Origin of the sequence: Bradyrhizobium sp. S3.3.6 (assembly GCF_040546905.1) — a bacterium.
In the GTDB taxonomy this organism is placed as follows: domain Bacteria; phylum Pseudomonadota; class Alphaproteobacteria; order Rhizobiales; family Xanthobacteraceae; genus Bradyrhizobium; species Bradyrhizobium cytisi.
The window spans coordinates 128,522-152,142 of sequence record NZ_JBEPOT010000005.1 but is presented as its reverse complement, the minus strand read 5'-3'; the positions used below and the strand labels follow the sequence as shown (position 1 = coordinate 152,142).

The window sequence follows — 23,621 nt, the reverse complement described above, 5'->3', positions numbered from 1 at the left end:
TTTTGTTGTTGTCGTCATTGCGAGCGCAGCGAAGCAATCCAGAATCCCTCCGCGGCGGCAGTCTGGATTGCTTCGCTTTGCTCGCAATGACGGGAAGCTACGACATGAACCGCATCATCTTCTCCAGCCGCGCGATCTTGCCGCCATAGGGCGGATGGAGATCGGCGAGACGGTTGAATTTTGAGCGATAAAACACCGGCTTCAGCTTGCTGAAGCTGCGAAAGCCCCATTCGCCGTGATAGGCGCCGGTGCCGGATGCGCCGACGCCGCCCATCGGCTGGTTGATTTGCGCGAAGTGAAACAGGCAGTCGTTGATGGTGACGCCGCCGGAGACGGTGCGCGCCAGCACCTCGTCGCGCGCGTCGCGATCCCTGCCGAACCAGTAGAGCGCGAGCGGCCGGTCGCGGCGGTTGACGAAGGCGATCGCGTCGGCCGGATCGCGAATGCCGAGCACTGGCAGCACCGGGCCAAAGATCTCCTCCTGCATCGCCGCCATCTCCTCGGTCGCGCCAACGATCAGCGTCGGCGGGAATTTGCGATGCGCCTTCCAGTTGGGGTCGTCGGCCCTGGCCGGCTGCAGAATCTTTGCGCCACGCTGCGCGGCATCCGCGACCAGCGCCTCGAGCCGTGCATAGTGCCGGTCGGAAACGATCGAGGTGTAGTCCCTGTTGACAGGATCGGTGCCGAACATGCGCCGCATCTGCGTGCGCACCTTCTCGGCGAAGGCCTGCAATGCGCCCTCCGGCACCAGCACATAATCCGGCGCGATGCAGGTCTGCCCGGCGTTGAGCAGCTTGCCGTAGGCGATGCGCTCGGCCGCCTCGTCGAGATCGGCGGAGACATCGATGATCGCCGGCGACTTGCCGCCGAGCTCGAGCGTGACAGGCGTGAGATTGCGCCCCGCCGCTTCCGCGACCAGCCGCCCGACCCGGGTCGAGCCGGTGAACACGAGATGATCGAACGGCAGGCTCGCAAAGGCCTTTGCGATCTCGTCCTCGATCCCGGTGACCAGCAACTCGGTCGAATCGAACCTCTCGGCGACCGCGTCCTTCAACAGCGCGGAGAAACGCGGCACGAGCTCGCTTGGCTTGATGATGACGCGGTTGCCGGCGGCGATGGCGCCGATCGCGGGTGCGAGCGTCAGCTGCAGCGGATAATTCCAGGGCGCGATGATGCCGACGACGCCGAGCGGCTGCGGCATCAGCCGGTTGCGCGCGGGGAGGAATTGCAGCGCTGTCGCGACGCGCTGCGGCGTCATCCAGCCTTTCAAATGTCTTGTCGCGTGCCGGATCTCGGAGAGCAACATCATCGTCTCGGCGATATCAGTCTCGACCGCCGAGCGGTGGCCGAAATCGGCCGAGATCGCCTGCCGGAAGCGCTCCTCGTTGTCAGCGATGACGGCGCGCAGCCGCGCCAGCCGGTCGAGCCGTGCGGCGAGGTCAGGCGCCGGCTCGGCCCGTGACCGCGCGATCATGGCCTGGAAGCTGTCCGTGAGCGCCGCCAGCGGGGCGCTCACCAGGGGGCGATCCAACGTATTGTTCAAGGCGGTCCTCCCCAAATCGGCGTTTCGCCCCTGTTTTGTTGCCGCAAGCTGGCGGTTTGTGGAACTTCTGGCAAGTGCGTGGCAAACCGGCCGGAATCCGCGCCCGCGACCTGTCATAAAGTCGAAAAAAAACGTCCCCTCGGCCCTTTCCAAAGGCGGTTCGGGTTGGTACATACCCCCTGCACCCGACGGGCTTTGCCCGGGGTTGCCTTCCAAGGAAGCCTTCGGGACGGGAGAAGCAAGCCACGCGAGCAGCGTCGGCCCTGATCCGCCGTCCCCGGCATTTTCACGAAGGCAAAGCAACGGTTTAACGCGGGGTGGAGCAGCCCGGTAGCTCGTCAGGCTCATAACCTGAAGGTCATAGGTTCAAATCCTATCCCCGCAACCAAATTCGGAATGACCGGTTTCGATACGAAAATGGCCCGCATCGCGCGGGCCATTTTTGTCTGGCGATGTGATTGCCGCGCTACCGGGCCGCGGTCTGCCAGGCGAGCAGTCGCTGCTCAATGAGCGACACCGCAATCGATGTCAGATAACCGGTCGCACCGAGCAGAATGACGCCGGCGAACAGGTCGGCGGATCGGAACGCACGTGCCGAGAGCAGGACCCACTGACCAAGGCCGTCGAGTCCGGCCAGGATCTCGCAGACCACCGAGAGGATCAGCGCGACCGTCAGACTGAGCCGCATGCCCGCGAGGATGTCGGGCAATGCCGAGGGCAGGGCGATCTTGCCGATGACGGCGGCGCGCGACATCTGCAGCGAGCGGGCGACCTCATAGAGCCGCGGCTCGACCGCGGCAAAGCCGTGGATGGTTGCGAGCATGATCGGCCAGATCGCGCCGAAGGCGATGACGAACAGCGCCATGCCTTGCGTCAGCCCGAGCATCGCGATCGCGACCGGGATGATCGCGGAGACCGGCAGGGGCCGCAAGAATTCCAGCGACGGCGCGACATAGGCGCGCATCATCCTTGACGATCCGATCAGCGCGCCGAGCGCAATGCCGGCGATCGAGGCGGCGAGCCAGCCATAGGCCATGTGTTCGAGCGTGCCGATGAGCTTGCTTGCGAGATCGCCGCTCGAAAAGCCGCGCACCAGGGCAGCCCAGGCCCGGTCCGGACCAGGCAGGAACACCGGTGAGACCAGCCGCAGATTGGCGATGAGCTGCCACGCCGCGATGAAGCCGGCCGCGACGAGGATGCTTGCGACACGCCAGAGGATCGCGGGGCGGTTCATGGATTGTCTCCGGCGAGCGCGGCGCGGCCGAACAGGCGGCGCTGGGCCGCAATCAACAGCATGTTCAGCGCGTAGCCGATCACGCCGATCCAAAGCAGATAGGCGAGCATCAGGTCGGCGCGTAGCGCCTGCTGCGCCAGCATGATGCCGGCGCCGAGGCCGATCGGATTGATGGCGATCTCGACGGTGACGGCGACGATCAGGGCGATACCAGCCGACAGGCGAAAGGCGACAAAGATCCGCGGCAGTGCGGCCGGGATCACGATCTTCGCGATCCGTTGCGTCGCGCTCAGCCGCAGGGCTCGCGACACTTCGATCAATCGCGGCTCGATGCTGCGCACTGCGCCGCGCGTCATAATCAGCATCGGCCAGATGCAGGCGAAGGCCACGATCACGATCTCCATCCGGTAGCCGAAGCCCAGCGCGATCAGCGTGATCGGCAGCAGCGCGATCGAGGGAATTGGGCGGATTGCCTCGACCGTCACCTCCATCAGGCGGTCGAGGGGGCGCGAGATGCCGAAGGTAATACCGAGCGAAAGCCCGATGGCACTGCCGATCGCCAGTCCGGAAAAGGCGGCGAACAGCGTGTCGCGGGTCGCGATCGGAATCGAGAGATCGGCAAGCGCCCCGGCCAGCGCCGCGAGGATCGCGCTGGGCGGGGCCAGGCTGTCGCTCTGCAGCTGGGTGAGGCGCGCCCAGAGCTCGAACGCCAGCATCAGCGCCAGCGGCAACAGCAAGGGCCTGGCACGGTCGAGGCTCAATGTTCGGTCGCCTTGATGAAGTCGAACAATTGCCGGCGCAGCCGCAGGAATTCCGGATGCTCGCGGGTGGCCAACTGGTCGCGAGGGCGCGGCAGGTCGACGGCGAGCTCGATGCCGATCCGGCCCGGATGCGGCAGCAGGCCGACGATGCGGTCGCCGAGGTAGATCGCCTCGTCGAGATCGTGGGTCACGAAGATCACGGTCGTTTGGCTCGTTTGCGTCAGCGACAGGACCTCGTCCTGCAGCCCCTGGCGCGTCATCGCATCCAGCGCGCCGAACGGTTCGTCCATCAGCAGCGTCGTCGGCTCCTGTGCAAGGCAGCGCGCGATCTGCAGGCGCTGCTGCATGCCGCCCGACATTTCGGTCGGATATTTGTCAGCGTGGCCGGGCAAGCCGACCTTGCGCAGCAGCGCCTCGATGCGCGAGCTGCGCTCGCGTGCCGGCACACGAGAGGCTTCCAGCGCCAGCGAGATGTTGCCGGCCGCGGTCCGCCACGGCAGCAGCGCCTTGCCGTAATCCTGGAAAACAATCGCGACCTCGCGGCGCGGTCCGGTGATCGGCTCGCCGTCGAAGGTCACAGCGCCGCTCGTCGGGCCATAGAGGCCCGCGGCGAGCCGCAGCGCTGTGGTCTTGCCGCAGCCAGAGGCGCCGACGATGCAGAGGAATTCGCCCGGCCGCACCTCCAGATCGAGGTTCTCGATGATGGTCTTGCCGCCGAGCCGCAGCGTCGTGGCGTTGAACGCGATCAGCGCTTTTTGCCGTCGCGCCGCGCGCGCCTCGTCGAGCCTGGCAACGACACTCATGATTGCTCCCCGCTTGTCGGCGGATAGACGAAATTGATGGTCGAGTGCAGATGCGCCGCCAGCATCCCTTGCGCGGCGGCAAGGTCGCGGGCGAGCACGCGGTCGGCGAGCATCTGGTGACTCCGTATGAACTCCTCGCCGCTGTCGATGGCACGCATCATGATGCGGCGGTAGCGATAGGCCTGGTCGTAGAGGTCGGAATGGGCGGCCAGCATGCGCCGTGAGCCGCAGGCCGCGAGCAGGGCGGTATGAAAGCCCTTGTGCAGCCGATCGAAATCGGCGGCGCCCTCGCGGAATTCATTGCCGGTGCGCTCGATATGCCGGCGCATCTGATGCAGCGCGCTGACGATGCCGGCCTCCCAGGCGACGTCGCCGTGGAGGATGGCGAGCCTGACGGCCTCGATTTCGACCGCCGTCCGCATGCAGGTGATGTCGGCGAGATCGTCGTGGCTGACTTCGGCGACACGAAAGCCGCGCTGGCCGATGCCGACGATCAGGCCGCGTGACATCAGCCGAGACAAGCCTTCGCGCAGCGGGGTGGCGCCGATCTCGTAGCGCTGCACGAGATCGACGATGCCGAGCCGCGATCCCGGTGCGAGATCTCCGGCAAGGATGTCCTGCTCGATGAGGTTCGCGGCGCGCTCGCTCAAGGTGCCGGCCTCAGCCGGAGGACGTTCGAGAGTGCGCTCGGGGGCAGGCATCGCCAATGTCCTCAGTTCAGCACCAGTTTCGCGGTGTCGAGTTTCGATTGCAGCATCTTCTGCGACGACATCACGTCGATCCACCAGGCGAGGTCTTCCGGCTTGAGATTCGGCTCGGACTGGTTCGGCGGTGTCGCCTTGACGAGCTCGAGTGGCTGCTTCGTGAACTTGGCGATCGAGGCGGAGGCCTTGTCGCGATCGCTGTTGACGATTGCAGCAGCCTCCGCGATGGCTTCGCGGAACTTCTTTACCGTCGCCACATTCTTCTCCGCCCAGTCGCGCGCCGCGGCATAGAAGATGATCGGGTCGGTGCGGCCGAGCTCGGCGCCGTACCGCGCGCCGACCGAACCGATCCCCGCATTGGTCATGCGCGTGACGAACGGCTCGGCGGTGAGCACCGCATCGACGCCGCCGGACTTGATGATGTCGGCCATGGTCGGGAAGGTGACTTCGACGAAATTGACGCTTTTGGGGGCGACGCCTTTCTCCACCAGCCATTTCACGAACAGCACATGGAGAAAGGCATTCAGGCCGGGCGCGCCGACCTTCTTGCCGACGAAATCCTTCGGCTCCTTGATGGTGACGCCGTTGCGGACGAAGGCGGCGATCGCGGTGTTCGAGGTCGGGTTCATGACCGAAGCGCCGGCGATCGCGACGAGGTCGAGGCCGCCGTCGACGGCCTGGAGGAAGACGGTGGAGGTGGGGCCGCCGACCTGAATCGAGTTCGACAGGATCGCGGCCGGGATGTTGGAGTTGATCGCGATCGGCGTCATCTCGACGTCCAGCCCATGCTTCTTGAAGATGCCTTCGTCGACCGCGACCATGGCCGAGGCGCAGTCGGAGGTTGCGGTGCAGCCGATCTGGATCTTGGCCTGCGCCAGCGCGGGTGCCGTCCAGACAACAGACACTCCAACTCCGAGCGCGAGACCCAACATCGCCTTCATTTGCGTTCGCCTCACCGCCCTCTCCCGATTTGTATTTTTCAGGCTTGTTTATCGATATTTTATCTGATCATATATTTCAAACGATAGCAAGGGGTACCCAAGGTGAAGCTCGCAACGTTCAGATCTGCCGGTCAGGAGAAAATCGGAGCCGTCCATGCCAATGACAGCCTGCTGTTCGACCTCGCCGCGGCCGCTGCGCGGGACGGCGGGGCCGATCCGGCCTTCGGCTCGATGCTGGCATTGATCGACGCCGGGCCGCGCGCGCTCGATCGGGCGGCAGCCCTGTTCGACAAGGAAGGCAAGGACGCGACGCTGTCGGCGGCCGTTGGTAGCGTCGACGTTCTCGCCCCGGTGCCAGAGCCGCGGCAAATGCGCGACGGCATGTCGTTTGCGCTGCATATCCTCCAGGCGCCACGCGGGCAGCGGAAGCTCGCGGCGCGCGCCAAGGGGGACATGGCGGAATTGGCGCGCATCGACGCCGAGCCGCTCGGCGAGTTGCCCGAGGTCTATCGCAAGCAGCCGATCTTCTACATCACCAACCGCTTCAGTGTCCGCGGCACCAACACTACGGTGAAATGGCCGCGCTACAGCAAGGTCATGGACTACGAGCTCGAATTCGGGATCATCACCAAAAACAAGGGCGCGAACATCTCCGCCGCGAAGGCGAAGGATCACATCTTCGGCTACACCATCTTCAACGATTTCTCCGCGCGCGACGCGCAGCGCATCGAGATGGAGGGACGGCTCGGCCCGGCCAAGGGCAAGAGCTTCGACGGCGGCAACGTGATGGGTCCCTGGATCGTGACGCCGGACGAGATCGGCGATCCCTACAAGCTGAAGATGGAAGCGCGCGTCAACGGCGAGACCCGCTCGAAAGGCGTGACCGAGGGCATGCTGTTTTCCTTCGAGGAGATCATCGCCCATGTCACCCAGGACGAGACGCTGATGCCCGGCGAATTCATCGGCTCCGGCACGGTCGGCAATGGCTGCGGCCTCGAGCTCGGATGGTTTCTCGAGCATGGCGATGCGATCGAGCTTGAAGTCGAGAAGATCGGTATCTTGAAGAACCGCGTCGAGCGGCAAGAAGTCTGAAGCGACGCCTGAAGGCCGCCAACCAAAACAGTCAACGAGGAAGCGCCATGACGAGCAAGCTGATCGACATCTCCGTCCCCCTCCAAAACGATGTGCCGGCCGACCCGCCCGGCAATCATCCGACGATCCAGTATATCGACCACCAGCAGGGGCTGCCGCGCATGCTGCAGTTCTTCGACGGGTTGAAGGCCGAGGATCTGCCGGACGGGCAGGGTTGGGCGGTGGAACAGGTCAGTCTCTCGACCCACAACGGCACGCATCTCGACGCACCCTGGCATTTCCACCCGACCATGAACCGCGGCGAGCGTTCCTGGACCATCGACGAGGTGCCGCTGGAATGGTGCTTCCAGCCCGGCGTGAAGCTCGACTTCCGGCACCTGCCCGACGGCTATGTCGCGACGGCCAAGGATGTCGAGGCTGAGCTGAAGCGCATCGGCCATGAGCTGAAGCCGCTCGAGATCGTCGTGGTCAACACCAGCGCCGGCGTCAAATATGGCCGGCAGGACTACGTCACGTCGGGCTGCGGCATGGGCTATGAAGCAACCATGTACCTGCTCGAGCGCGGTGTGCGCCTGACCGGCATCGACGGCTGGAGCTGGGACGCGCCGTTCGTTCATACCGCGAAAAAATACTCCGAGACCAGGGACGCCAGCCTGATCTGGGAAGGCCACAAGGCCGGCCGCCATATCGGCTATTGCCATCTCGAGAAGCTGCACAATCTCGAACTTCTGCCGTCGACCGGCTTCAAGGTGTCATGCTTCCCCGTGAAGATCGAGCGAGCCTCGGCAGGATGGACGCGAGCGGTCGCGATTTTGGAGAGCTAGGCTCCGATACGAAAATGGCCCCTATCACGCGTGCCATTTTGTCCTGGAGGCAACGCGCTCAGCCTGGCGCCGCCTCGCCTCCTCCGAACACGGTGACGGTGCGACCGTTCGTTGCGGTCCCGGCTAGCGTTCGCGGCTCCACGGGAAGAGTGAGGCCGGGAAATCCGCCGCATAGCGGTGTCCTATCGGTGGGCGGGGCGGTTCTTCCGGCGGATTCGGGTCGGGCTCGACCACCTTCCGATAAAGATGCCAGGTGGCATGACCGAGCACGGGCAGAACGACGGCGAGACCGACGAAGAACGGTAGCGAGCCGATCGCCAGCAATGCCGCAACAACCAGACCCCAAGCCGCCATTGGAACTGGATTCTCCCTCACGGCCCGCAGCGACGTCCGGATTGCGTCGATCGCAGTCGCATGCCGGTCGAGCATCAGCGGAAACGACACAACGCTGACGCACAGGGCCACGACGGCGAACAGGAAGCCGACGCCGCAGCCGACGATGATGAGCGACCATCCTTCCGGCGTCGTCAAAACACGCGTTGCGAAGTCGGGGATGCTTGCAGCCGGAGCGTGGCCGAAGGTTGCAACGTAGATCGCGTCCGCGGCGCCGATCCAGACCCCGAACAGAACCAGCAGGAGGACGCCGAGTTCGAGCATGGCGCCGAAAGATGGCGCGCGCAGCACCTGCATGGCGTCCCACGCTGCGGCTTGCTCTCCGCGCTCGCGGCGGCGGCTGAGTTCGTAGAGGCCGAGCGCGGCAAACGGACCGATCAGCGTAAAGCCCGCGGCCAGCGGAAACAGTAGCGGCAGCACCGAATAGCCGATGACAAGTCTGAACAGGACAAGTCCGAGGACGGGATAAATCACGCACAGGACGATGGCGTGAGTTGGGACGGCGTTGAAGTCTTCCCAGCCCAGGCGTAGCGCATTGCCCAAATCGGAAAGGCTGATCTTGCGAACGACGAAGGGGGTAGAGACGCCAAACACTTGCAGTTTGGGTCTTGCGAATACCGTGGTCATGGCGCCGATCTCCTTGCTTCTGATCGCAGGGGAACGGTGCGCACTTAAAACACGCGCATCCGTCTCGTGCGCGAAAATCGCGATCGATCCCGGCAAATCAGGTTCAACGTGAAGGAGCTTTGCCGGACGACATCTGTCGCGACCGGTACGCTGAAGTTAGCGCGATATGCGATAGAAGCAAGTAGCGTCCGCAGTTGAGTGAATTGTGCTTCCGCACAAAAACCAATCTGCTGCAGTGCATCATCGACTGGTGGTGCCTGCAGGTGCTCCGGTTTGCGTTGCATTCGGGCCAGCGTCCGCCAGGCAAATGCGAGGCATACTCCTCTATTGACTCTATTGACGCCGGGCTCGACGGGTATCATGCTAAAGACACTGAACGCCTTCAGCTCCGACGAGATTGCGGTCGTGACTGTCCTCTGTGTCAAGCGTTGACGTCGCGACCGGTTGAATGGGCGAGGCAAGAGGCACGACGAAGGCGGATGTAATTTCGCCATCGCGACAGACGTGAGCTCCGCCCTCTGGTTCGTATCCACAGCCTTTAGCGGCAAGGATGCATGAGGGATGGCTGTAGCAATCATACTGCTGTTGGTCGCAATCGCCTCGGTGCTGTTTCACATTTTCAGCCCGTGGTGGTGGACCCCGCTCGCCTCAAACTGGCGCTACATCGACGACACCATCACGCTGACATTCTGGATCACCGGCGCGGTTTTCTTCGCGGTCGTCGCATTCATGGCCTATTGCGTCTTCCGCTTTCGACACACGGAGGGACGGCGCGCAGCCTACAATCCCGAAAACAAGAGGCTCGAATGGTGGCTCAGCGTCGGGACTGCAATCGGCGTCGCCGCCATGCTCGCACCCGGCCTGGTCGTCTGGCACCAGTTCGTCACGGTTCCGGCCAATGCGACCGAGGTCGAGGTCATGGGACAGCAATGGCAATGGAGCTATCGGCTTCCCGGAAAGGACGGCCGGCTCGGGACTTCCGATGCCCGCAATGTCAGTGCCGAAAATCCCATGGGGTTGAATCCCGACGATCCCGCCGGCCAAGACGATGTCGTCATTCAAAATGACGACTTGCACCTGCCGCTTGGGAAGCCGGTGAAGGTGTTGCTCCGCTCGATTGACGTCCTGCATGATTTCTATGTGCCCGAGTTTCGGGCGAAGATGGACATGATACCGGGCTCGGTCACGTATTACTGGTTTACGCCAACGCGCACCGGAACATTCGACGTTCTCTGCGCGGAGCTCTGCGGTGCCGCGCACGCGCAGATGCGGAGCAAGGTTATCGTCGAGGAAGAGAAAGACTATCACGCGTGGCTGGAGAAGCAGCACTCGTTCGCCGAGCTCTCCGGGCAGCGTGATGTCGCGAAAGCGGCTTACACGACAGAGAGCGAATGAAAATATCGGCGAGGAGCGCCGCATAGCAGAGGGCGAACTCTTCGCTGAAGAGAGAGACCAAGGAGGGAATTCCGATGGTCGATGTCCCGTTTGACACAGTCGCAGGCGTCCCGCCCGCCGAAGTGGGCGAGGTCGAGCTCTATCATCCGAGAAGCTGGTGGACGAGGTACGTCTTTTCGCAGGATGCCAAGATCATCGCCATCCAGTACTCGATCACGGCGATGTCCATTGGAATGGTTGCGCTGGTGCTGTCATGGCTGATGCGGCTGCAACTCGGATTCCCCGGCACGTTTTCGTTCATCGATCCGAACCAGTATCTCCAGTTCATCACCATGCACGGCATGATCATGGTGATCTATCTTCTCACCGCGCTGTTCCTCGGCGGCTTCGGTAACTACCTCATCCCGCTGATGGTCGGCGCGCGGGACATGGTGTTCCCCTATGTGAACATGCTGAGCTACTGGGTCTACCTGCTCGCGGTCATGGTGCTGGTCTCGACCTTTTTCGTGCCCGGCGGGCCCACCGGCGCCGGCTGGACGCTGTACCCGCCGCAGGCGATTCTCTCCGGCACTCCGGGGCAGGACTGGGGCATTGTTCTCATGCTGGCCTCCCTGATCCTGTTCATCATCGGCTTCACCATGGGTGGGCTGAATTACGTGGTGACGGTGCTGCAGGCGCGCACGCGCGGCATGACGTTGATGCGTTTGCCCTTGACGGTATGGGGCATCTTCACGGCCACCGTCATGGCGCTGCTGGCCTTCCCGGCGCTGTTCGTCGCCTCGGTGATGTTGCTGCTCGATCGCCTGCTGGGAACCAGCTTCTTCATGCCCACGCTGGTCGAAATGGGCACGCTGACGAAATATGGCGGTGGCAGCCCGATCCTGTTCCAGCATCTGTTCTGGTTCTTCGGGCATCCTGAAGTCTACATCGTGGCGTTGCCGGCCTTCGGCATCATTTCCGATCTGATCAGCGTCCATGCCCGGAAGAACATCTTCGGCTATCGCATGATGGTCTGGGCGATCGTGGCAATCGGCGCCCTCAGCTTCGTCGTGTGGGCGCACCACATGTATGTGAGCGGGATGCACCCGTATTTCGGGTTCTTCTTCGCCACCACGACGCTCATCATCGCGATCCCGACCGCGATCAAGGTTTACAATTGGGTGCTGACCCTTTGGCGCGGCGACATTCATCTCACCATCCCGATGCTGTTCGCGCTGGCCTTCATCATCACCTTCGTTAACGGCGGCCTGACCGGCCTGTTTCTCGGCAACGTGGTCGTAGACGTTCCCTTGTCGGACACGATGTTCGTTGTCGCCCACTTTCACATGGTGATGGGCATTGCGCCGATCATGGCCGTGTTCGGCGGAATCTATCATTGGTACCCGAAGGTCACCGGACGAATGCTCAATGAGGTGCTCGGACGATTCCACTTCTGGGTCTCGTTCCTCGGCGCCTATGCGATTTTCTTCCCCATGCACTATCTTGGCCTGTTGGGCATGCCCCGCCGCTATCATGACATCGGCGAAACGGCCTTCGTTCCGGCATCCGCCCATGACCTCAATGCGTTCATGAGCGTAGCGGCCCTGATCGTCGGCTTCGCCCAGCTCGTGTTCCTGTTCAACCTGATCTGGAGCCTGCTCAAAGGAAAAGAGGCGGGCGGCAATCCCTGGGGCGCCGCGTCGCTGGAATGGCAAACGCCGGAAACCCCGCCGGGGCACGGCAACTGGGGCAAGGAGCTCCCGATCGTCTATCGCTGGGCCTACGATTACAGCGTCCCCGGCGCCGCCAGGGATTTCGTGGCGCAGAATGAACCGCCGGCCGGATTGTCGGCGCGAGGATCCCACGCATGAGCGCCATCATCCTGTTTATGGCCGGAATAGCCGCAATTGCGGGATGGTGGCTCTCGCAACAACGGCTGACAGCCAAGCCCTGGCTGGAGGAAGGGCTGATCGTCGATCTTCGCGAGCAGAGCACCTCGTCCCTGCCGCCGGCGAAGATCGGATTGGGCGTGTTTCTTGCGGTCGTCGGCTCGTTGTTCGCGCTCTTCATCAGCGCTTACTCGATGCGGATGAACCTGGTGGACTGGCGTACGCTGCCGGTGCCGGTACTGTTGTGGTTCAACACCGGCGTCCTGGTCTTGAGCAGTGTGGCACTGCAATGGGCGTATATGGCCGCGCGCCGCGACGACATCGACGTCACAAGCGTCGGCCTGTGTGCCGGTGGAGCGTTCGCCATTACATTCCTTGTCGGGCAACTGCTGGCGTGGCGCCAGCTGAGTGCCGCCGGGTACTTCCTCGCGTCCAATCCAGCCAATTCGTTCTTCTACCTGATCACCGCGGTGCACGGGCTGCATCTGATGGGCGGCCTGGTGGCCCTCGGCAGAACGACTGCCAAGGTATTACGTGGCGCCGAGGCGAGCCAAATTCGCCTGAGCGTGGAACTCTGCACGATCTACTGGCACTTCCTGCTGGTGGTCTGGCTGGTCCTGCTCGGCTTGCTGACGGGCTGGACAGACAATTTCGTCGACATCTGTCGCCAGTTGCTGAGCTAGGGAAGGCAAAGACCAGATGGCAGAAACGGCGCTGATCAACAATGTAGAACCGCCGGCGCGGCCTGCAGGTTGGCGAGGCATCGCCGCCGATTGGTCCTCGGATCAGCGCGCCTTCAAGAACGTCTCCTGGGGGAAGGCCATGATGTGGATCTTCCTGCTCAGCGACACCTTCATCTTCAGTTGTTTCCTGCTGTCGTACATGACGACGCGAATGACCACGACCGTGCCGTGGCCCAATCCCGGCGAGGTCTTCGCCCTCACGATCGGGGACAAGAAAATCCCGCTCATCCTGATCGCGATCATGACCTTCATCCTGATCAGCAGCAGCGGGACGATGGCGATGGCGGTCAATTTCGGTTACCGCCGCGATCGCGTGAAAACGGCAGCCTTGATGCTGGCCACAGCGGCATTCGGCGCAACCTTCGTCGGGATGCAGGCGTTCGAATGGACCAAGCTGATCAGGGAGGGCGTGCGGCCCTGGGGCAACCCGTGGGGTGCGGAGCAGTTTGGATCGAGCTTTTTCATGATCACCGGCTTCCACGGCACCCACGTAACGATCGGCGTGATCTTCCTGATCGCCATTGCGCGAAAGGTCTGGCGCGGGGACTTCGATGTCGAGAGGCGCGGCTTTTTCACGAGCCGGAAGGGGCATTACGAGATCGTCGAGATCACCGGCCTGTACTGGCACTTCGTCGATCTGGTGTGGGTGTTCATCTTTGCGCTTTTTTATCTCTGGTGAGGTCGCAGCATGACAAACGTCGCGGTACATCTGGAAGCGCAGCAACACACGCTGCAAGCTCACGTGCATGACGCACTTGCATCAGGAACCACGCAGACAAAGGGCCAGCAGCATCCGATCAAGCTTTACCTCGTAGTCTGGGGATGGTTGTTCGTTCTCAGCACCTGCTCCTATCTCGTCGACTATTTCGGCCTTCATGGCCATCTCCGGTGGTCGCTGATCCTGCTGTTCATGGTGTTGAAGGCTGGCCTGATCGTTGCGGTCTTCATGCACATGGCCTGGGAGCGGCTGGCCTTGGCCTACGCGATCCTGCTGCCGCCGGTGCTGGTGCTGGTCTTCGTGGCGATCATGGTGTTCGAAGCCGACTACACGCATCTGCTCCGGGTCTTGTTTTTCGCCCCAACGGCGTAGCTACCATTGCTTTCGTGCCAGAAGGAGGACGGCCATGACCACCTACGTCATGCTTGCAAATTGGACCGAGCAAGGCATCCTGAAGGCGAAGGACTCGCCACGCCGTCTGGACGCTGCGAAGAAAGCTCTCAAGGATATGAGCGGCGAGATCAAATCCTTCTACCTGACCATGGGTGACTATGACATGGTCGTCATCCTGGAAGCCCCGGACGACGCCGTCGCGGCGCGTTTCAGCCTGCAGCTGGGGATGCAGGGGAACGTCCGGACGCGCACGCTGAAGGCGTTTCCCGAAGCCGCCTATCGGGAAATCATCAACTCGCTGGGCTAGAGCGTTTTCCAGCGAAGTGGATACCGGTTCGCGTGAAGAAAACGCGTCAAAACAAAAAACTAGAGCTTCCGTTACGATTCTATCGGAACGGAAAAAGCTCTGGCCCGGGACCGTGCCGGCCGGAAGAGCTTCGGAAGGACGCCGCAACGGCGTAAGGCGTGGAGGTTCAAGGCGTGGAGGTTTGTGGATGCAATTTACTGTTGGGCTCAAGCTGGAAGGAAAGGCAGACCATGTCGTCCTGGATGCACAGGACGCGCTCGCCGCCGCGCTGAAGGTGAAGGCAGAGTTTCCGGAAGCGGTCATCATGTACGTACGCCCGCAAAACCGGCGTGGCGACACCCGTCATCCCTCACATGCCTTCGCCGAGGACGTCCTTCGACGAGAGAGGCCGCCGGAACCGGGTGGATGAGCACGCCATCGCGGTCAACGCCACAAATCCCGTACGGTGCACGCCGGAAGTCCATTGCTCGCACATGCACGGCCCTCGTGCAATTACGGTGACAGTGCACTTAATATTTTTTCCGGATTAAATGCACTGTCACCGTAACCCCCCGTAACCCCGTAACCAGAAGTTCTCGGCTGTTACCCTATCGTTGCTATCTATTGCGCTATTTGCGGCCGTGGGTGTAAAATCTCTCTATGCACACCGCGCTTTGGACGATTGTTGGAATTCTCATTGTGGGGGGCGCCCTTCTTCTGCTGTTAAGGGTCTTTTTGGATCGATACCTCCCGCCCAATGATGATAGCTAATGCGGGCGACGCTCCTCGTCGCGACCGCCGTTGCGACATGCATATCCCTTTACTGCGTAGGCGCCACATTCGGATATTTCCACCAACCTATTCCGGGTATTGAGGTCTCGCCTAAGGCCAGCTTGCTGGCTTTCATCGCAGCGCCGTCTTTCGCAGTCTTTGCCACTTATATCCTGCGACGTGCACCGTTCTCGTTCGGCTACGTGTGTTCGATCTATTTCCTTTGCATCGTCGTCGGGTATCTATGGATTAACCCATTCTCAAGGCTACCATACGACCACCAGGCAGCACTTGTTTCCGCCTTCTTGTCCGGCGCCGCTCTTCTTGTTGTGTTGGTGACATCGAGCCGCCTGCGCTTGGCTCGCTTTCAGCTTCGCCCGTCGTTCACAGAGCTTCTTCCCTATGCGCTCCTTGTGATTGGAGCCGTCACGGTTGGGGCCGCGCTACGTTATAACTTTCATCTAGTTGGCTTGGCGGATATCTATCAGTTCCGCGATAGCATCGATTTCCCAATGCCGCTCAGGTACGCAAACGGGATTGTGCAATCGACCCTTCTGCCGTTCGCATTCGCTTGCTTTGTAGAGCGCCGCCGGGCTTTACCATCAATCGCAGCACTCGTCCTGATGGCGGCGTTCTATCCGGCAACCCTTTCCAAATTTGCAGCCTTCGCGCCGTTCTGGTTGCTGTTTTTGCTAGCACTTCAGCGATTTTCAAAGCCAGAGAACGCGGTCATACTTTCAGTCCTTCTGCCGCTCGTTGTCGGTCTGGCAAGCCTAGCGGTCGAATCGGGCCTGCACCACGGAGTTTATCGCGTCTTCGGGCTGATCAATTTCCGGATGTTCGGCGTCACCTCGATCTCAATGGAGGTCTACAACGCCTTCTTCTACAGCCACGCTCCGACGCATTTTTGTCAGATCGGCTTTGTCCGGTCTCTCATCGGCTGCCCCTACGATCCGCAGCTCGGCGTCGAGCTTGCAAGGGCGTACGAACTCGGAAACTTCAATGCCTCTCTCCTATCAACCGAAGGGATTGCATCGGTCGGCACGGAATGGGCGCCCCTCACCGTACTAGCATCCGGCGCTATCCTCGCATTCGGGAGCGCGATGGCGTCGCATCTGCCGGCGCGGTTCGTTCTTCTCTCTTCCGGCATTGTGGTTCAGCAAATCATAAACGTGCCACTATCAACGGCGCTGCTCTCTCACGGCGCCGCATTGCTGTTCCTGCTCTGGTGGTTGACGCCCAAAATGGTCCCGCTAGACAATCCGCAGTAGCCTATTTGCGATGATCGTAGGCTGCGCTAGGGAAACTGGCGTTCTCGGAGTTACCGTGGTTACGGTGACAGTGCACTCAATACGCCGTCAAATTTCGGTGACAGTGCACTTAACTCTCGTGCCGGATTAGGTGCGCCGTAATCTGCCACCGCAATCGAGCCGCGTGGAAACGTCAGCGACGCTCTCCCGCAAATCTGCTGACGTGAGCGAATGTCCTCAGTCCGGAAAGCTCAAGATCATTTTGAGCAGTTTGGGAAACCGCGCATTGATGTCCTCTTCGCGCAAAACGTTGCGGTGCTGGACGCCTTGCTTCGAGGTCCGGATCAGGCCAGCCTCCCGCAGGATCCGGAAATGGTGCGACAGCGTCGACTTCGCCATGTCAGGGCAAGGCGCCGCCTCGGTGCACGACATGCAATCGTTTTGCGCCGCAAGGCTTTTGACGATGCGCAGCCGCATCGGATCCGCGAGGGCTCCAAGCACCCCGGCCAAGGTAATCTCGTCCCGCGATGGGTGAACGAACTGCGCCATGCCTAAAATATAGCGCCTCCCTTGAACTCATTCAATAGTTCACTAGTATTGAACTATTGAATGTCGGCTGACGGCCGGATCGAGGAGAACTGCGATGACCAAGAGACTTGAAGGAAAAGTTGCGCTCGTGACCGGCGCATCCAAAGGCATCGGTGCCGAAATCGCCGCCCGGCTCGCGGCGGAGGGGGCCGCGGTCGCTGTCAATTACAGCGCCAGCAAACAGGGCGCCGACCGCGTGGTTGCCGCCATCGCCGCCAAGGGTGGTAAAGCCGTCGCCGTCCAGGGCAATTTGGCCGACGCCAACGCCGTGAAAAGCGTGGTCGCGGAGACGGTGAAGGCGTTCGGTGCGATCGACATCCTCGTCAACAACGCGGGCATTTACGAATTCGCCCCGCTCGAGGCCATCACGCCTGAGCATTTCCACAAGCAATTCGACCTCAATGTGCTCGGCCTGCTGCTGGTCTCGGCTGAAGCGGCCAGGCATTTCAACGCCAATGGCGGAAGTATCATCAACATCAGTTCGGGCGCGTCGACGATCGCGCCGGCGAATACGGCCGTTTACACGGCGACCAAGGCCTCGGTGGATGCGATCTCGTCCGTGCTGGCCAAGGAACTTGCGCCGCGCAAGATCCGCGTCAACGCCGTCAATCCGGGCATGATCGCCACCGAAGGCGTGGTCTCCGCCGGCCTGCACGAGGGCGACATGCGCAACTGGATCGAATCCACCACGCCGCTTGGCCGCATCGGCAAGGTTGAGGAGATCGCCGCCGCGGTGGCCTTCTTCGCTTCGGACGACGCGTCCTACGTCACGGGCGAGACCCTTCACGTCACCGGCGGCCTTCGCTGACGCGCAAGGTGCTTTGGCGGTCCGACGTCGCTGAAGGCCAGGTTCGGACGTCACAGCTTCCGATGAGAAAATGGCCCGCTTCGCGCGGGCCATTTTGTCTGGTGCGACTGCTAACTGGTGCCAACAGTGCGTCCTGGTGTCCCGCAGGATCAAGGAAACAGGAATTCCCGGCCCTGAATGTAGTCCACCGTGGTGCGTATTAGCGCAAAGGCGAACACTGCAGCCGCGAGCGCTCCCTCGGACAGGCCGGTGGCGAGAGGACACAGGGCAGCGCCGAGGCAGATGAGGCCTAGCCCCAAGTTTATCACGGTCCACGTCACATACGCGCTCAGCTTGGCGCCGCCCAGTCCCAGAGAGTGACTCTTGATTCCATCGAAAATCAGCACGCAGACATCGAACACAAGCATTGATCCCATCCACAGATAGAAATTGTCCGGGGATGTTTGAGCGGTCGGATTCGGCGGCTTAACGTCGTGCGGAATGGGCACCGACTGAGCTATTTTGACGAAAAAGATCGCCGTAATGAGCAACATGTAGATGTCCCACACGTAGGCGGCGTGTCCCCAAAATCCCGCCGGTCGGCGATGCAGGTATTTGATGTCGAGCGAGCGATCTCCGCCGTGAAAGATCGGGACAGCCGTCACGAAGAAGGCGCCGAACAGCCAGAACGAGGTGTCCAGCGGAAAGCTGATGAATTTTCCAGGAAACAGATTGCTGCAGGCGACCGTGATCGAAACGCCGACGATAATCTGATAAGCGCGTTTGAAGTGATCGACCAGGCGGCTACGCTCTTGCGCTGCTACGGCTTCGTCAGTCATTCCGGTCTCCATTTCGGTGATGCGATGCGCGGTGGCCGATTCGTGCTGTGTTCAATTTTGTGTTTCTTGACGAGGCAACCAAGCGTATCGTCGTTGCAGTCAATCAGCTCGATGAATCGATTCTCCATGCCGAAAGTCTATCTAGCCGGTCCAGATGTCTTCTTGCCCGACGCCATCGAGATTGGCCGGCAAAAGAAGCTGCTATGCTCCAGATACGGGTTAGAGGGTCTATTTCCTTTCGATAATGAAATTACGACGAGCGAGAGTGGGCAGCGCGTCGATCGTCTCATCTACCGTGCGAACGAAGCGATGATGCGGAACGCTGATCTGGGCATCTTCAATCTGACTCCCTTTCGAGGACCGAGTGCCGATGCTGGAACTGTCTTCGAACTCGGTCTGATGGTCGGCCTCGGCAAGCGCGTGTTCGGTTACACGAATGATGCCTCGGACTATGCTCATCGCGTGTCGACGTCGGCCGCAACCGGCCTACAGACGCGTCCATTGCAGGATGCCCATGGCATGACGGTCGAGAATTTCGGTAACTCCGACAATCTCATGATCGAATGGTCCGTGGTCGAGCATGGCGGCTTTCCCATTGTTCGGAATCCGGTGAAAGCGTCCAATCCCTTCGACGATCTCTCGGGATTCGAGAGATGCGTGCGTCTGGCGTCTGAAGCCCTTCTCAAATAGAAGTCTAATCATAGTACAACTACGGCGTTAGTGTGCCAATAGCGACGTAGAAAAATTTGCGGAGGGATTGGGAGGCAGTCGAGCCCCCTCAAAACCCCGCAATCACCTTCCCGTCCGCCCCCACCAGCGTCGACGGCGCCTCGCCAAACACCAACCCATCCGGCTGAAACTTGATCTTCGTCCCACCCTCGACGAAGTCGGCAAAATTGCGCGGCGTCGCCGAGTGCACCCCGTTCGCCAGGAAGTCGTCGATTGCGTAGCAGGTGTCCGGCTTGCCGCCGGATCCTTCGGCCAGAAATTTCTGGAAGTTCTGGCTCGTGACCGTCGCCTTCTTGCGCGCCGCCCAGTTGGTCTGGCGGCGGTAGAGCTTTGGCAGGATCACGGGGCCCTTATCCGTCGCGAGCACGTCGGTCTCGTTCTTTTTCGGCTCGCGCAGGTCGAAGTCGAAGGCGGGAATGGTCTTGGCGAGGGCCTTCCAGACCGGCAGCTTCTTGGTGCGCGCGATCTTGGTGAGCGCGAGGAAGGCCCTGATCTCGTCGTCGTTCATCGAGGAGTAGAACGTCGGATAGGCAAAGCCCTGCTCGACCAGCCAGTGGTTGATATCGACCGCCTTGTTCGCGACCGTCACCTCGATGTCGCCGACCAGCCTTCCATAGGTGTCGAACACTTCGTTCGGCGCATCGACATGGGTAAACACCCGGCAGGCGAGCGTCGCCTCGCCGGTGTTGCTGAGGAAATCATGCAGCGCCTTGCTTGAGGTCGCGCCGAGGAACTGCCGGTAGGGGTGCGTGACCTCGTGATAGGCCTTCCGCTTGGCGTCGGTCAGGCCCTTCTTCTCGGCGGGCGAGAGCGGGGACGGCTGGTAGTGCAGTTCGGGCGCGTCGATGCCCTGCAGGCGGATGGTGAGCTTGCCGTTCTTGATCGGCGCCGTCGCGGTCCTGCCCTTGACTTTGGCATTGTCGAAGACGTGGGTCGGATGGAACGGCGAAGAATCGTTCTTGCGGAAACGGATGGCATCGGGGGCGACGTTCACGACGACCTTCGTGGTGTCGGCGTCCGACCGCCCCTCCGGCCAGAACTGGCTGATTTCGATCGTGCCTTCGACCTCCAGCAATCCAACCGGCATCGGCGCTCCTCCTCATGAGCCCGCGGTCGCAAGGCGACTCGCACGCAATGTGACGGAGCGGACCATCTTCATGCGACAGGCCCATGACGGGAGGAGGGGCGGAGACACACCGGCCCAGGACTGGTTCGCTGTGCTTCCAACCTACGCAACAAAAAGCGCGAGCCGGCAAAGTGCCGGCCAGCGCCATTCAGATCAGATGATGCAGTTGCGATCTAGCCCAAGCTCAGCCTTTCGCCGGCTTCTACAGACCGAGTATCGTCAGTTCGAGCATCGTGCGCCGGCTTGTACGGACAGACCATCGTCAGGTGGAGCAGCGTGGGCGTCTTGCTGTCTCCCTCGTACTCCCATTCCAGCCGGATCTCATGCGTGTTCGCGCCCGGGTCGGTCGCCTCGTGCGTGATGATGTTGGTCTTCATCGGAATCGGCGGCTCCGAATTGAAGCATTTCCGGACGCAGGCATCGAGCAACGCGCATCGGGTCAGCGGAACGACATCGGGCTCGTCCCTGGATAGCGGGGTGGTGTTCGGCTGGGCCGCGAGATCGACGCGCACCCGCCCCTTCTCCTTGTGCCAGTACTTCGCGCTGCCCTGCGGCCACTTCGAGGCCGGCGTCAGAATCAGGTGGTACTGGCCGTATTCCAGAGTCGGCAGATCGATGTGGGCCGATGCCTTGAGCTTGGCCACACTCTTTTTCATGTTCGCCAGAGGGTAGTAATTGCTGTTCATCAGGTTTCTGAATGAAGCCGTGGTGTAAGGTCTTGAGCCCATCGCCTTTTCCCTCAATATGTCTTTAGTTTAGCCCCGCGAAACTTGCCGACGGGAACGAGTGTCCGGCGGCCAACGATTTGAAGCTCAGCTTCGCACGGCGTTGGAACGATACCACCTGAGAGTGAATTGTCCAGAATCGTCTCGATGTCGATCTGGTTCGTGACCTTGAGGCTAGCACCGTTCTTCTTCATGTTCTCGAGAGGATCGTAGTTGCCGTGCATCAGGGCCCTTTTCGCGCTGGTCTTCGTAGATTCCAGCCGTCGTTGCTTCCCGGTCTGCTTGACCCGACGTATCGAGCGCATCGTTCGGAACGAATGTCGTCAATGAACGCAACCAAAAGAGATTTCCTAGGTTGCGCTGGACACCACCGGTTTCTTGCGTGGTCCCCAGCGCGTGAGCGCAACGGCGACGCCGGAGAGAATGCCGAGCGCGATCATTGACGTTGCGTTCAGCGCGAAGAAGCTCGTGGCTGCTGCCGACTGCGCCGCGAGCCACCAGCCGCCGGCGACGATGGTGATGAGCCGTGCCGTCTGTGCCAGCACCGGCCCCACCACATTGCCGGCGCCCTGCGAGGAAAAATACATGGCCGAGGCAAGTCCGCTGAAGGCGTAGAACGGCGCCACCATCGTCAGATATTGGCGGCTCGCGTCGCGTGCTCCGGCATCATCCGTGAACAGGCTGACCCAAGGACCGGGGACGGCCGCGATCGCGCTTGCGAGCGCGCCGATCGCGATGAGAGCCACGAGGCCCGTCGTCCAGGCGACACGACGGGCGCGCGCGATGCGCCCGGCCCCGATCGCCAGGCCGATCATGGGCACCGCGCCAACGGCGACGGAGAAGGCGATGGTCGCCAGCACGTATTCGAGGCGTGCGCCGATACCATAAGCCGCGAGGACCGTGGTGCCGAACACCGCCAGCATATGCGTGAAGATGAGGTTCGTCAGTGTATTTTGCAGCGGAGAGAAGCAGGCGACCACGCCGACTTTGAGGATGTCGGCAAACAACGCCCACTCCACGCGAAGCCCATGCAGCCGGGGAACGATGCGGCCCCGGCCGGAGAACAGATACCAGCTCATCACGGCGATATTGACCGAATAAGCGATCAACGATCCCGTCGCAACACCCGGCATTCCGAACTGCGGCACCGGGCCGAGACCAAGACCCAGCGTTCCGCCAAGGATGATCTGCAAGATCGCGGAATTGACGATCATCAGCGATGGCAATTTCATGTTGCCGGTGCCGCGTAGGACGCCGGCCAGAATATTGACCAGCCAAGTGAGCACGGCTCCGCCGAAGTACACCTGGCTGTAGGCGACTGCCTGCGCCAGCACGTCACCCCTGCCGCCGAGCAACTCCAGCAGTTGCCGGCCACCGATCAGCATGCCAAGCATGAAAACTAGGCCGAAGAAGACCGCAATCAGGAGCGCGTGCGTGGCGAGGCTCTCTGCCCGGTCGCGGTCACCGGCGCCGAGCGCGCGGGCAATGGCCGACGAGACGCCGCCGCCCATCGCCGCGCCGGACATGCTCATGGTCAGCATCACGCAGGGAAACACCAGCGCCATTGCCGCCAGCGCTTCGATCCCGAGTTTCCCAATGTAGGAGGTTTCCGCGATCGCAACCAAGGTGCCGGCCGAAAACGCGAACGCGTTCGGCCAGGCGAGCGAGAGCAGCGTGCGCAGGATCGGGCCATCGAGCAGGGGATTCGCAGCTGGGCGAGGGGGCGGCGACAACAGACCTTCCTTCTTGTCGACCTGTTGGCGCCGACCGGTGGTCAGGCCTTCGCCGGCTTGTGCGGACAGACCATCGTCAGGTTGAGCAGCGTGGGCGTCTTGCTGCTGTCCTCGTACTCCCACTCCAGCCTGATCTCGTGCCGGTCGGCGTTGCGGTCGGACGCCTCGTGCGTGATGATGTTGGTCTTCATCGGAATCGGCGGCTCCGAATTGAAGCATTTGCGGACGCAGGCATCGAGCAGCGCGACGCGGGTCAGCGGAACGACGTTGGGCTCGTCCTTGGACACCGGCGTGGTGTTCGGCTGGTTGGCGAGATCGACGCGGGCGCGGCCCTTCTCCTTGTGCCAGTGCTTTGCGCTTCCTTGCGGCCATTTGCTCTTTGGGACCAGGATCAAATGATACTGGCCGTATTCCAGGGTCGGCAGGTGAATGTTTTCTGACGCTTTGAGCTTTTTGACGCTCTTCTTCATGTTCTCCAAAGGAAAGTAATTCGCATTCATCAGGTCCTTAAATGGCCGGCCCGTATAAACTCGCATACCCATATGTTTGCCCCTCAATGAGTCCCTTGGCTTCCCCGGGAATATGCCGCTCTGCGAAACTTGCCGGCTGCGACGAGAGCCTGGCAGCCCACGATTCGCAGCCTCTTTTTTCCGCGCGACATTCGCGAGGCTACCACCAGAGACTGTGAATCGTCCAGATCACCAACCGCTTTGGCAGCACTCCGCCGGGGATGGATCGTCTGCCCTGC

Annotated in this window: 26 protein-coding genes and 1 tRNA gene; 13 read left to right on the top strand and 14 right to left on the bottom strand. The window is 61.6% G+C overall.

Translation table 11 applies throughout. The features are described from left to right. Positions 1-97: 97 nt before the first annotated feature. Positions 98-1,474, bottom strand: a complete 1,377-nt coding sequence (locus tag ABID59_RS17190) for a coniferyl aldehyde dehydrogenase (RefSeq protein WP_502916808.1) — start codon at positions 1,472-1,474, stop codon at positions 98-100. A gap of 380 nt (positions 1,475-1,854) precedes the next feature. On the opposite strand from ABID59_RS17190, the gene ABID59_RS17185 reads away from it, so the two are divergent. Further along, positions 1,855-1,931, top strand: a tRNA-Met gene (locus ABID59_RS17185). 78 nt (positions 1,932-2,009) lie between these two features. Here the strand turns inward: ABID59_RS17185 and ABID59_RS17180 are convergent. From ABID59_RS17180 to ABID59_RS17160, 5 genes are read right to left on the bottom strand one after another with little or no spacing between them, the layout of a single operon-like run. Next, positions 2,010-2,777: an ABC transporter permease gene (locus tag ABID59_RS17180; protein ID WP_354084144.1), complete on the bottom strand. Its 768-nt coding sequence runs from the start codon at positions 2,775-2,777 to the stop codon at positions 2,010-2,012. Then, positions 2,774-3,538 carry an ABC transporter permease gene (locus ABID59_RS17175; protein ID WP_354084143.1) on the bottom strand — a complete coding sequence of 255 codons (765 nt, stop codon included), beginning with the start codon at positions 3,536-3,538 and terminating at the stop codon, positions 2,774-2,776. The genes ABID59_RS17180 and ABID59_RS17175 overlap by 4 nt, the downstream gene beginning before the upstream one ends. After that, the gene (locus ABID59_RS17170; protein ID WP_148755042.1) at positions 3,535-4,341 is read right to left on the bottom strand and encodes an ABC transporter ATP-binding protein; all 807 of its coding nucleotides are present in this window, start codon (positions 4,339-4,341) and stop codon (positions 3,535-3,537) included. The genes ABID59_RS17175 and ABID59_RS17170 overlap by 4 nt, the downstream gene beginning before the upstream one ends. Next, a complete protein-coding gene (locus ABID59_RS17165) occupies positions 4,338-5,042 on the bottom strand; it encodes a GntR family transcriptional regulator (protein ID WP_148755043.1) in 705 nt (234 codons plus the stop codon). Before ABID59_RS17165 ends, ABID59_RS17170 begins: the two co-directional genes overlap by 4 nt. A gap of 11 nt (positions 5,043-5,053) precedes the next feature. Next, the gene (locus tag ABID59_RS17160; protein ID WP_502916807.1) at positions 5,054-5,977 is read right to left on the bottom strand and encodes an ABC transporter substrate-binding protein; all 924 of its coding nucleotides are present in this window, start codon (positions 5,975-5,977) and stop codon (positions 5,054-5,056) included. A gap of 111 nt (positions 5,978-6,088) precedes the next feature. Between ABID59_RS17160 and ABID59_RS17155 the strand changes: the two genes are divergently transcribed. Both ABID59_RS17155 and ABID59_RS17150 read left to right on the top strand, forming a co-directional pair. Further along, entirely contained in the window at positions 6,089-7,078 is a 990-nt protein-coding gene (locus tag ABID59_RS17155) for a fumarylacetoacetate hydrolase family protein (RefSeq protein ID WP_354084141.1), read from the top strand. Positions 7,079-7,125: 47 nt separating this feature from the next. Next, entirely contained in the window at positions 7,126-7,902 is a 777-nt protein-coding gene (locus ABID59_RS17150) for a cyclase family protein (RefSeq protein ID WP_354084140.1), read from the top strand. A gap of 123 nt (positions 7,903-8,025) precedes the next feature. Here the strand turns inward: ABID59_RS17150 and ABID59_RS17145 are convergent, their stop codons facing one another. Then, positions 8,026-8,922 (bottom strand): DUF2189 domain-containing protein, encoded by an 897-nt coding sequence (locus ABID59_RS17145; RefSeq protein WP_354084139.1) that lies wholly within the window; start codon positions 8,920-8,922, stop codon positions 8,026-8,028. Positions 8,923-9,483: 561 nt separating this feature from the next. Between ABID59_RS17145 and coxB the strand changes: the two genes are divergently transcribed. The 8 genes from coxB (at position 9,484) to ABID59_RS17105 (ending at position 16,367) form a co-directional block, all read left to right on the top strand. Next, the gene (gene coxB, locus ABID59_RS17140) at positions 9,484-10,317 is read left to right on the top strand and encodes a cytochrome c oxidase subunit II (protein WP_354084138.1); all 834 of its coding nucleotides are present in this window, start codon (positions 9,484-9,486) and stop codon (positions 10,315-10,317) included. Positions 10,318-10,391: 74 nt separating this feature from the next. Next, entirely contained in the window at positions 10,392-12,167 is a 1,776-nt protein-coding gene (locus ABID59_RS17135) for a cbb3-type cytochrome c oxidase subunit I (protein ID WP_354084137.1), read from the top strand. Next, positions 12,164-12,868 (top strand): cytochrome c oxidase subunit 3, encoded by a 705-nt coding sequence (locus tag ABID59_RS17130; protein ID WP_148755049.1) that lies wholly within the window; start codon positions 12,164-12,166, stop codon positions 12,866-12,868. Before ABID59_RS17135 ends, ABID59_RS17130 begins: the two co-directional genes overlap by 4 nt. A gap of 16 nt (positions 12,869-12,884) precedes the next feature. Next, positions 12,885-13,607, top strand: coding sequence for a heme-copper oxidase subunit III family protein (locus tag ABID59_RS17125; protein ID WP_354084136.1), 723 nt, complete (start codon positions 12,885-12,887; stop codon positions 13,605-13,607). A 9-nt stretch (positions 13,608-13,616) separates the two neighbouring features. After that, a complete protein-coding gene (locus ABID59_RS17120) occupies positions 13,617-14,018 on the top strand; it encodes a cytochrome C oxidase subunit IV family protein (protein ID WP_187435298.1) in 402 nt (133 codons plus the stop codon). A gap of 34 nt (positions 14,019-14,052) precedes the next feature. Then, entirely contained in the window at positions 14,053-14,346 is a 294-nt protein-coding gene (locus ABID59_RS17115) for a GYD domain-containing protein (protein WP_148755051.1), read from the top strand. A gap of 187 nt (positions 14,347-14,533) precedes the next feature. Further along, positions 14,534-14,755, top strand: a complete 222-nt coding sequence (locus ABID59_RS17110; RefSeq protein ID WP_354031652.1) for a hypothetical protein — start codon at positions 14,534-14,536, stop codon at positions 14,753-14,755. Between the two features lie 463 nt (positions 14,756-15,218). Continuing rightward, positions 15,219-16,367, top strand: a complete 1,149-nt coding sequence (locus ABID59_RS17105; protein ID WP_354035701.1) for a hypothetical protein — start codon at positions 15,219-15,221, stop codon at positions 16,365-16,367. Between the two features lie 216 nt (positions 16,368-16,583). Here ABID59_RS17105 and ABID59_RS17100 read toward each other — a convergent pair whose 3' ends face one another. Continuing rightward, a complete protein-coding gene (locus ABID59_RS17100; RefSeq protein ID WP_148749745.1) occupies positions 16,584-16,895 on the bottom strand; it encodes an ArsR/SmtB family transcription factor in 312 nt (103 codons plus the stop codon). Positions 16,896-16,989: 94 nt separating this feature from the next. Between ABID59_RS17100 and ABID59_RS17095 the strand changes: the two genes are divergently transcribed. Then, positions 16,990-17,742, top strand: coding sequence for an SDR family NAD(P)-dependent oxidoreductase (locus ABID59_RS17095; RefSeq protein ID WP_354035703.1), 753 nt, complete (start codon positions 16,990-16,992; stop codon positions 17,740-17,742). A gap of 149 nt (positions 17,743-17,891) precedes the next feature. Here ABID59_RS17095 and ABID59_RS17090 read toward each other — a convergent pair whose 3' ends face one another. Continuing rightward, on the bottom strand, positions 17,892-18,560 hold the full coding sequence (locus ABID59_RS17090) for a hypothetical protein (protein ID WP_354035705.1): 669 nt from the start codon (positions 18,558-18,560) through the stop codon (positions 17,892-17,894). Between the two features lie 126 nt (positions 18,561-18,686). Here ABID59_RS17090 and ABID59_RS17085 point away from each other — a divergent pair, with 126 nt between their 5' ends. Then, on the top strand, positions 18,687-19,250 hold the full coding sequence (locus ABID59_RS17085) for a nucleoside 2-deoxyribosyltransferase (RefSeq protein ID WP_148749749.1): 564 nt from the start codon (positions 18,687-18,689) through the stop codon (positions 19,248-19,250). Positions 19,251-19,338: 88 nt separating this feature from the next. Here the strand turns inward: ABID59_RS17085 and ABID59_RS17080 are convergent, their stop codons facing one another. The 5 genes from ABID59_RS17080 to ABID59_RS17060 form a co-directional block, all read right to left on the bottom strand. Further along, positions 19,339-20,376 (bottom strand): thermonuclease family protein, encoded by a 1,038-nt coding sequence (locus ABID59_RS17080; RefSeq protein ID WP_354084135.1) that lies wholly within the window; start codon positions 20,374-20,376, stop codon positions 19,339-19,341. A gap of 212 nt (positions 20,377-20,588) precedes the next feature. Beyond that, on the bottom strand, positions 20,589-21,143 hold the full coding sequence (locus ABID59_RS17075; RefSeq protein ID WP_246229689.1) for a hypothetical protein: 555 nt from the start codon (positions 21,141-21,143) through the stop codon (positions 20,589-20,591). An 11-nt stretch (positions 21,144-21,154) separates the two neighbouring features. Then, positions 21,155-21,364 (bottom strand): hypothetical protein, encoded by a 210-nt coding sequence (locus tag ABID59_RS17070; RefSeq protein WP_148749751.1) that lies wholly within the window; start codon positions 21,362-21,364, stop codon positions 21,155-21,157. 126 nt (positions 21,365-21,490) lie between these two features. Further along, positions 21,491-22,876 carry an MATE family efflux transporter gene (locus ABID59_RS17065; RefSeq protein WP_430640159.1) on the bottom strand — a complete coding sequence of 462 codons (1,386 nt, stop codon included), beginning with the start codon at positions 22,874-22,876 and terminating at the stop codon, positions 21,491-21,493. Between the two features lie 38 nt (positions 22,877-22,914). Further along, a complete protein-coding gene (locus ABID59_RS17060; protein ID WP_148749752.1) occupies positions 22,915-23,415 on the bottom strand; it encodes a hypothetical protein in 501 nt (166 codons plus the stop codon). Positions 23,416-23,621 lie beyond the last annotated feature (206 nt).

Excerpts from the sequence above, each read along its gene's own strand:
- ABID59_RS17150 (WP_354084140.1), top strand. The coding sequence starts at position 7,126 with ATGACGAGCAAGCTGATCGACATCTCCGTCCCCCTCCAAAACGATGTG.
- ABID59_RS17145 (WP_354084139.1), bottom strand. The coding sequence starts at position 8,922 with ATGACCACGGTATTCGCAAGACCCAAACTGCAAGTGTTTGGCGTCTCT.
- ABID59_RS17130 (WP_148755049.1), top strand. The coding sequence starts at position 12,164 with ATGAGCGCCATCATCCTGTTTATGGCCGGAATAGCCGCAATTGCGGGA.
- ABID59_RS17085 (WP_148749749.1), top strand. The coding sequence starts at position 18,687 with ATGCCGAAAGTCTATCTAGCCGGTCCAGATGTCTTCTTGCCCGACGCC.
- ABID59_RS17115 (WP_148755051.1), top strand. The coding sequence starts at position 14,053 with ATGACCACCTACGTCATGCTTGCAAATTGGACCGAGCAAGGCATCCTG.
- ABID59_RS17090 (WP_354035705.1), bottom strand. The coding sequence starts at position 18,560 with ATGACTGACGAAGCCGTAGCAGCGCAAGAGCGTAGCCGCCTGGTCGAT.
- ABID59_RS17180 (WP_354084144.1), bottom strand. The coding sequence starts at position 2,777 with ATGAACCGCCCCGCGATCCTCTGGCGTGTCGCAAGCATCCTCGTCGCG.
- ABID59_RS17075 (WP_246229689.1), bottom strand. The coding sequence starts at position 21,143 with ATGGGCTCAAGACCTTACACCACGGCTTCATTCAGAAACCTGATGAAC.
- ABID59_RS17060 (WP_148749752.1), bottom strand. The coding sequence starts at position 23,415 with ATGGGTATGCGAGTTTATACGGGCCGGCCATTTAAGGACCTGATGAAT.
- ABID59_RS17165 (WP_148755043.1), bottom strand. The coding sequence starts at position 5,042 with ATGCCTGCCCCCGAGCGCACTCTCGAACGTCCTCCGGCTGAGGCCGGC.
- ABID59_RS17170 (WP_148755042.1), bottom strand. The coding sequence starts at position 4,341 with ATGAGTGTCGTTGCCAGGCTCGACGAGGCGCGCGCGGCGCGACGGCAA.
- ABID59_RS17100 (WP_148749745.1), bottom strand. The coding sequence starts at position 16,895 with ATGGCGCAGTTCGTTCACCCATCGCGGGACGAGATTACCTTGGCCGGG.
- ABID59_RS17120 (WP_187435298.1), top strand. The coding sequence starts at position 13,617 with ATGACAAACGTCGCGGTACATCTGGAAGCGCAGCAACACACGCTGCAA.
- ABID59_RS17125 (WP_354084136.1), top strand. The coding sequence starts at position 12,885 with ATGGCAGAAACGGCGCTGATCAACAATGTAGAACCGCCGGCGCGGCCT.
- ABID59_RS17070 (WP_148749751.1), bottom strand. The coding sequence starts at position 21,364 with ATGCACGGCAACTACGATCCTCTCGAGAACATGAAGAAGAACGGTGCT.
- coxB (WP_354084138.1), top strand. The coding sequence starts at position 9,484 with ATGGCTGTAGCAATCATACTGCTGTTGGTCGCAATCGCCTCGGTGCTG.
- ABID59_RS17135 (WP_354084137.1), top strand. The coding sequence starts at position 10,392 with ATGGTCGATGTCCCGTTTGACACAGTCGCAGGCGTCCCGCCCGCCGAA.
- ABID59_RS17095 (WP_354035703.1), top strand. The coding sequence starts at position 16,990 with ATGACCAAGAGACTTGAAGGAAAAGTTGCGCTCGTGACCGGCGCATCC.
- ABID59_RS17160 (WP_502916807.1), bottom strand. The coding sequence starts at position 5,977 with ATGTTGGGTCTCGCGCTCGGAGTTGGAGTGTCTGTTGTCTGGACGGCA.
- ABID59_RS17110 (WP_354031652.1), top strand. The coding sequence starts at position 14,534 with ATGCAATTTACTGTTGGGCTCAAGCTGGAAGGAAAGGCAGACCATGTC.
- ABID59_RS17080 (WP_354084135.1), bottom strand. The coding sequence starts at position 20,376 with ATGCCGGTTGGATTGCTGGAGGTCGAAGGCACGATCGAAATCAGCCAG.
- ABID59_RS17190 (WP_502916808.1), bottom strand. The coding sequence starts at position 1,474 with ATGATCGCGCGGTCACGGGCCGAGCCGGCGCCTGACCTCGCCGCACGG.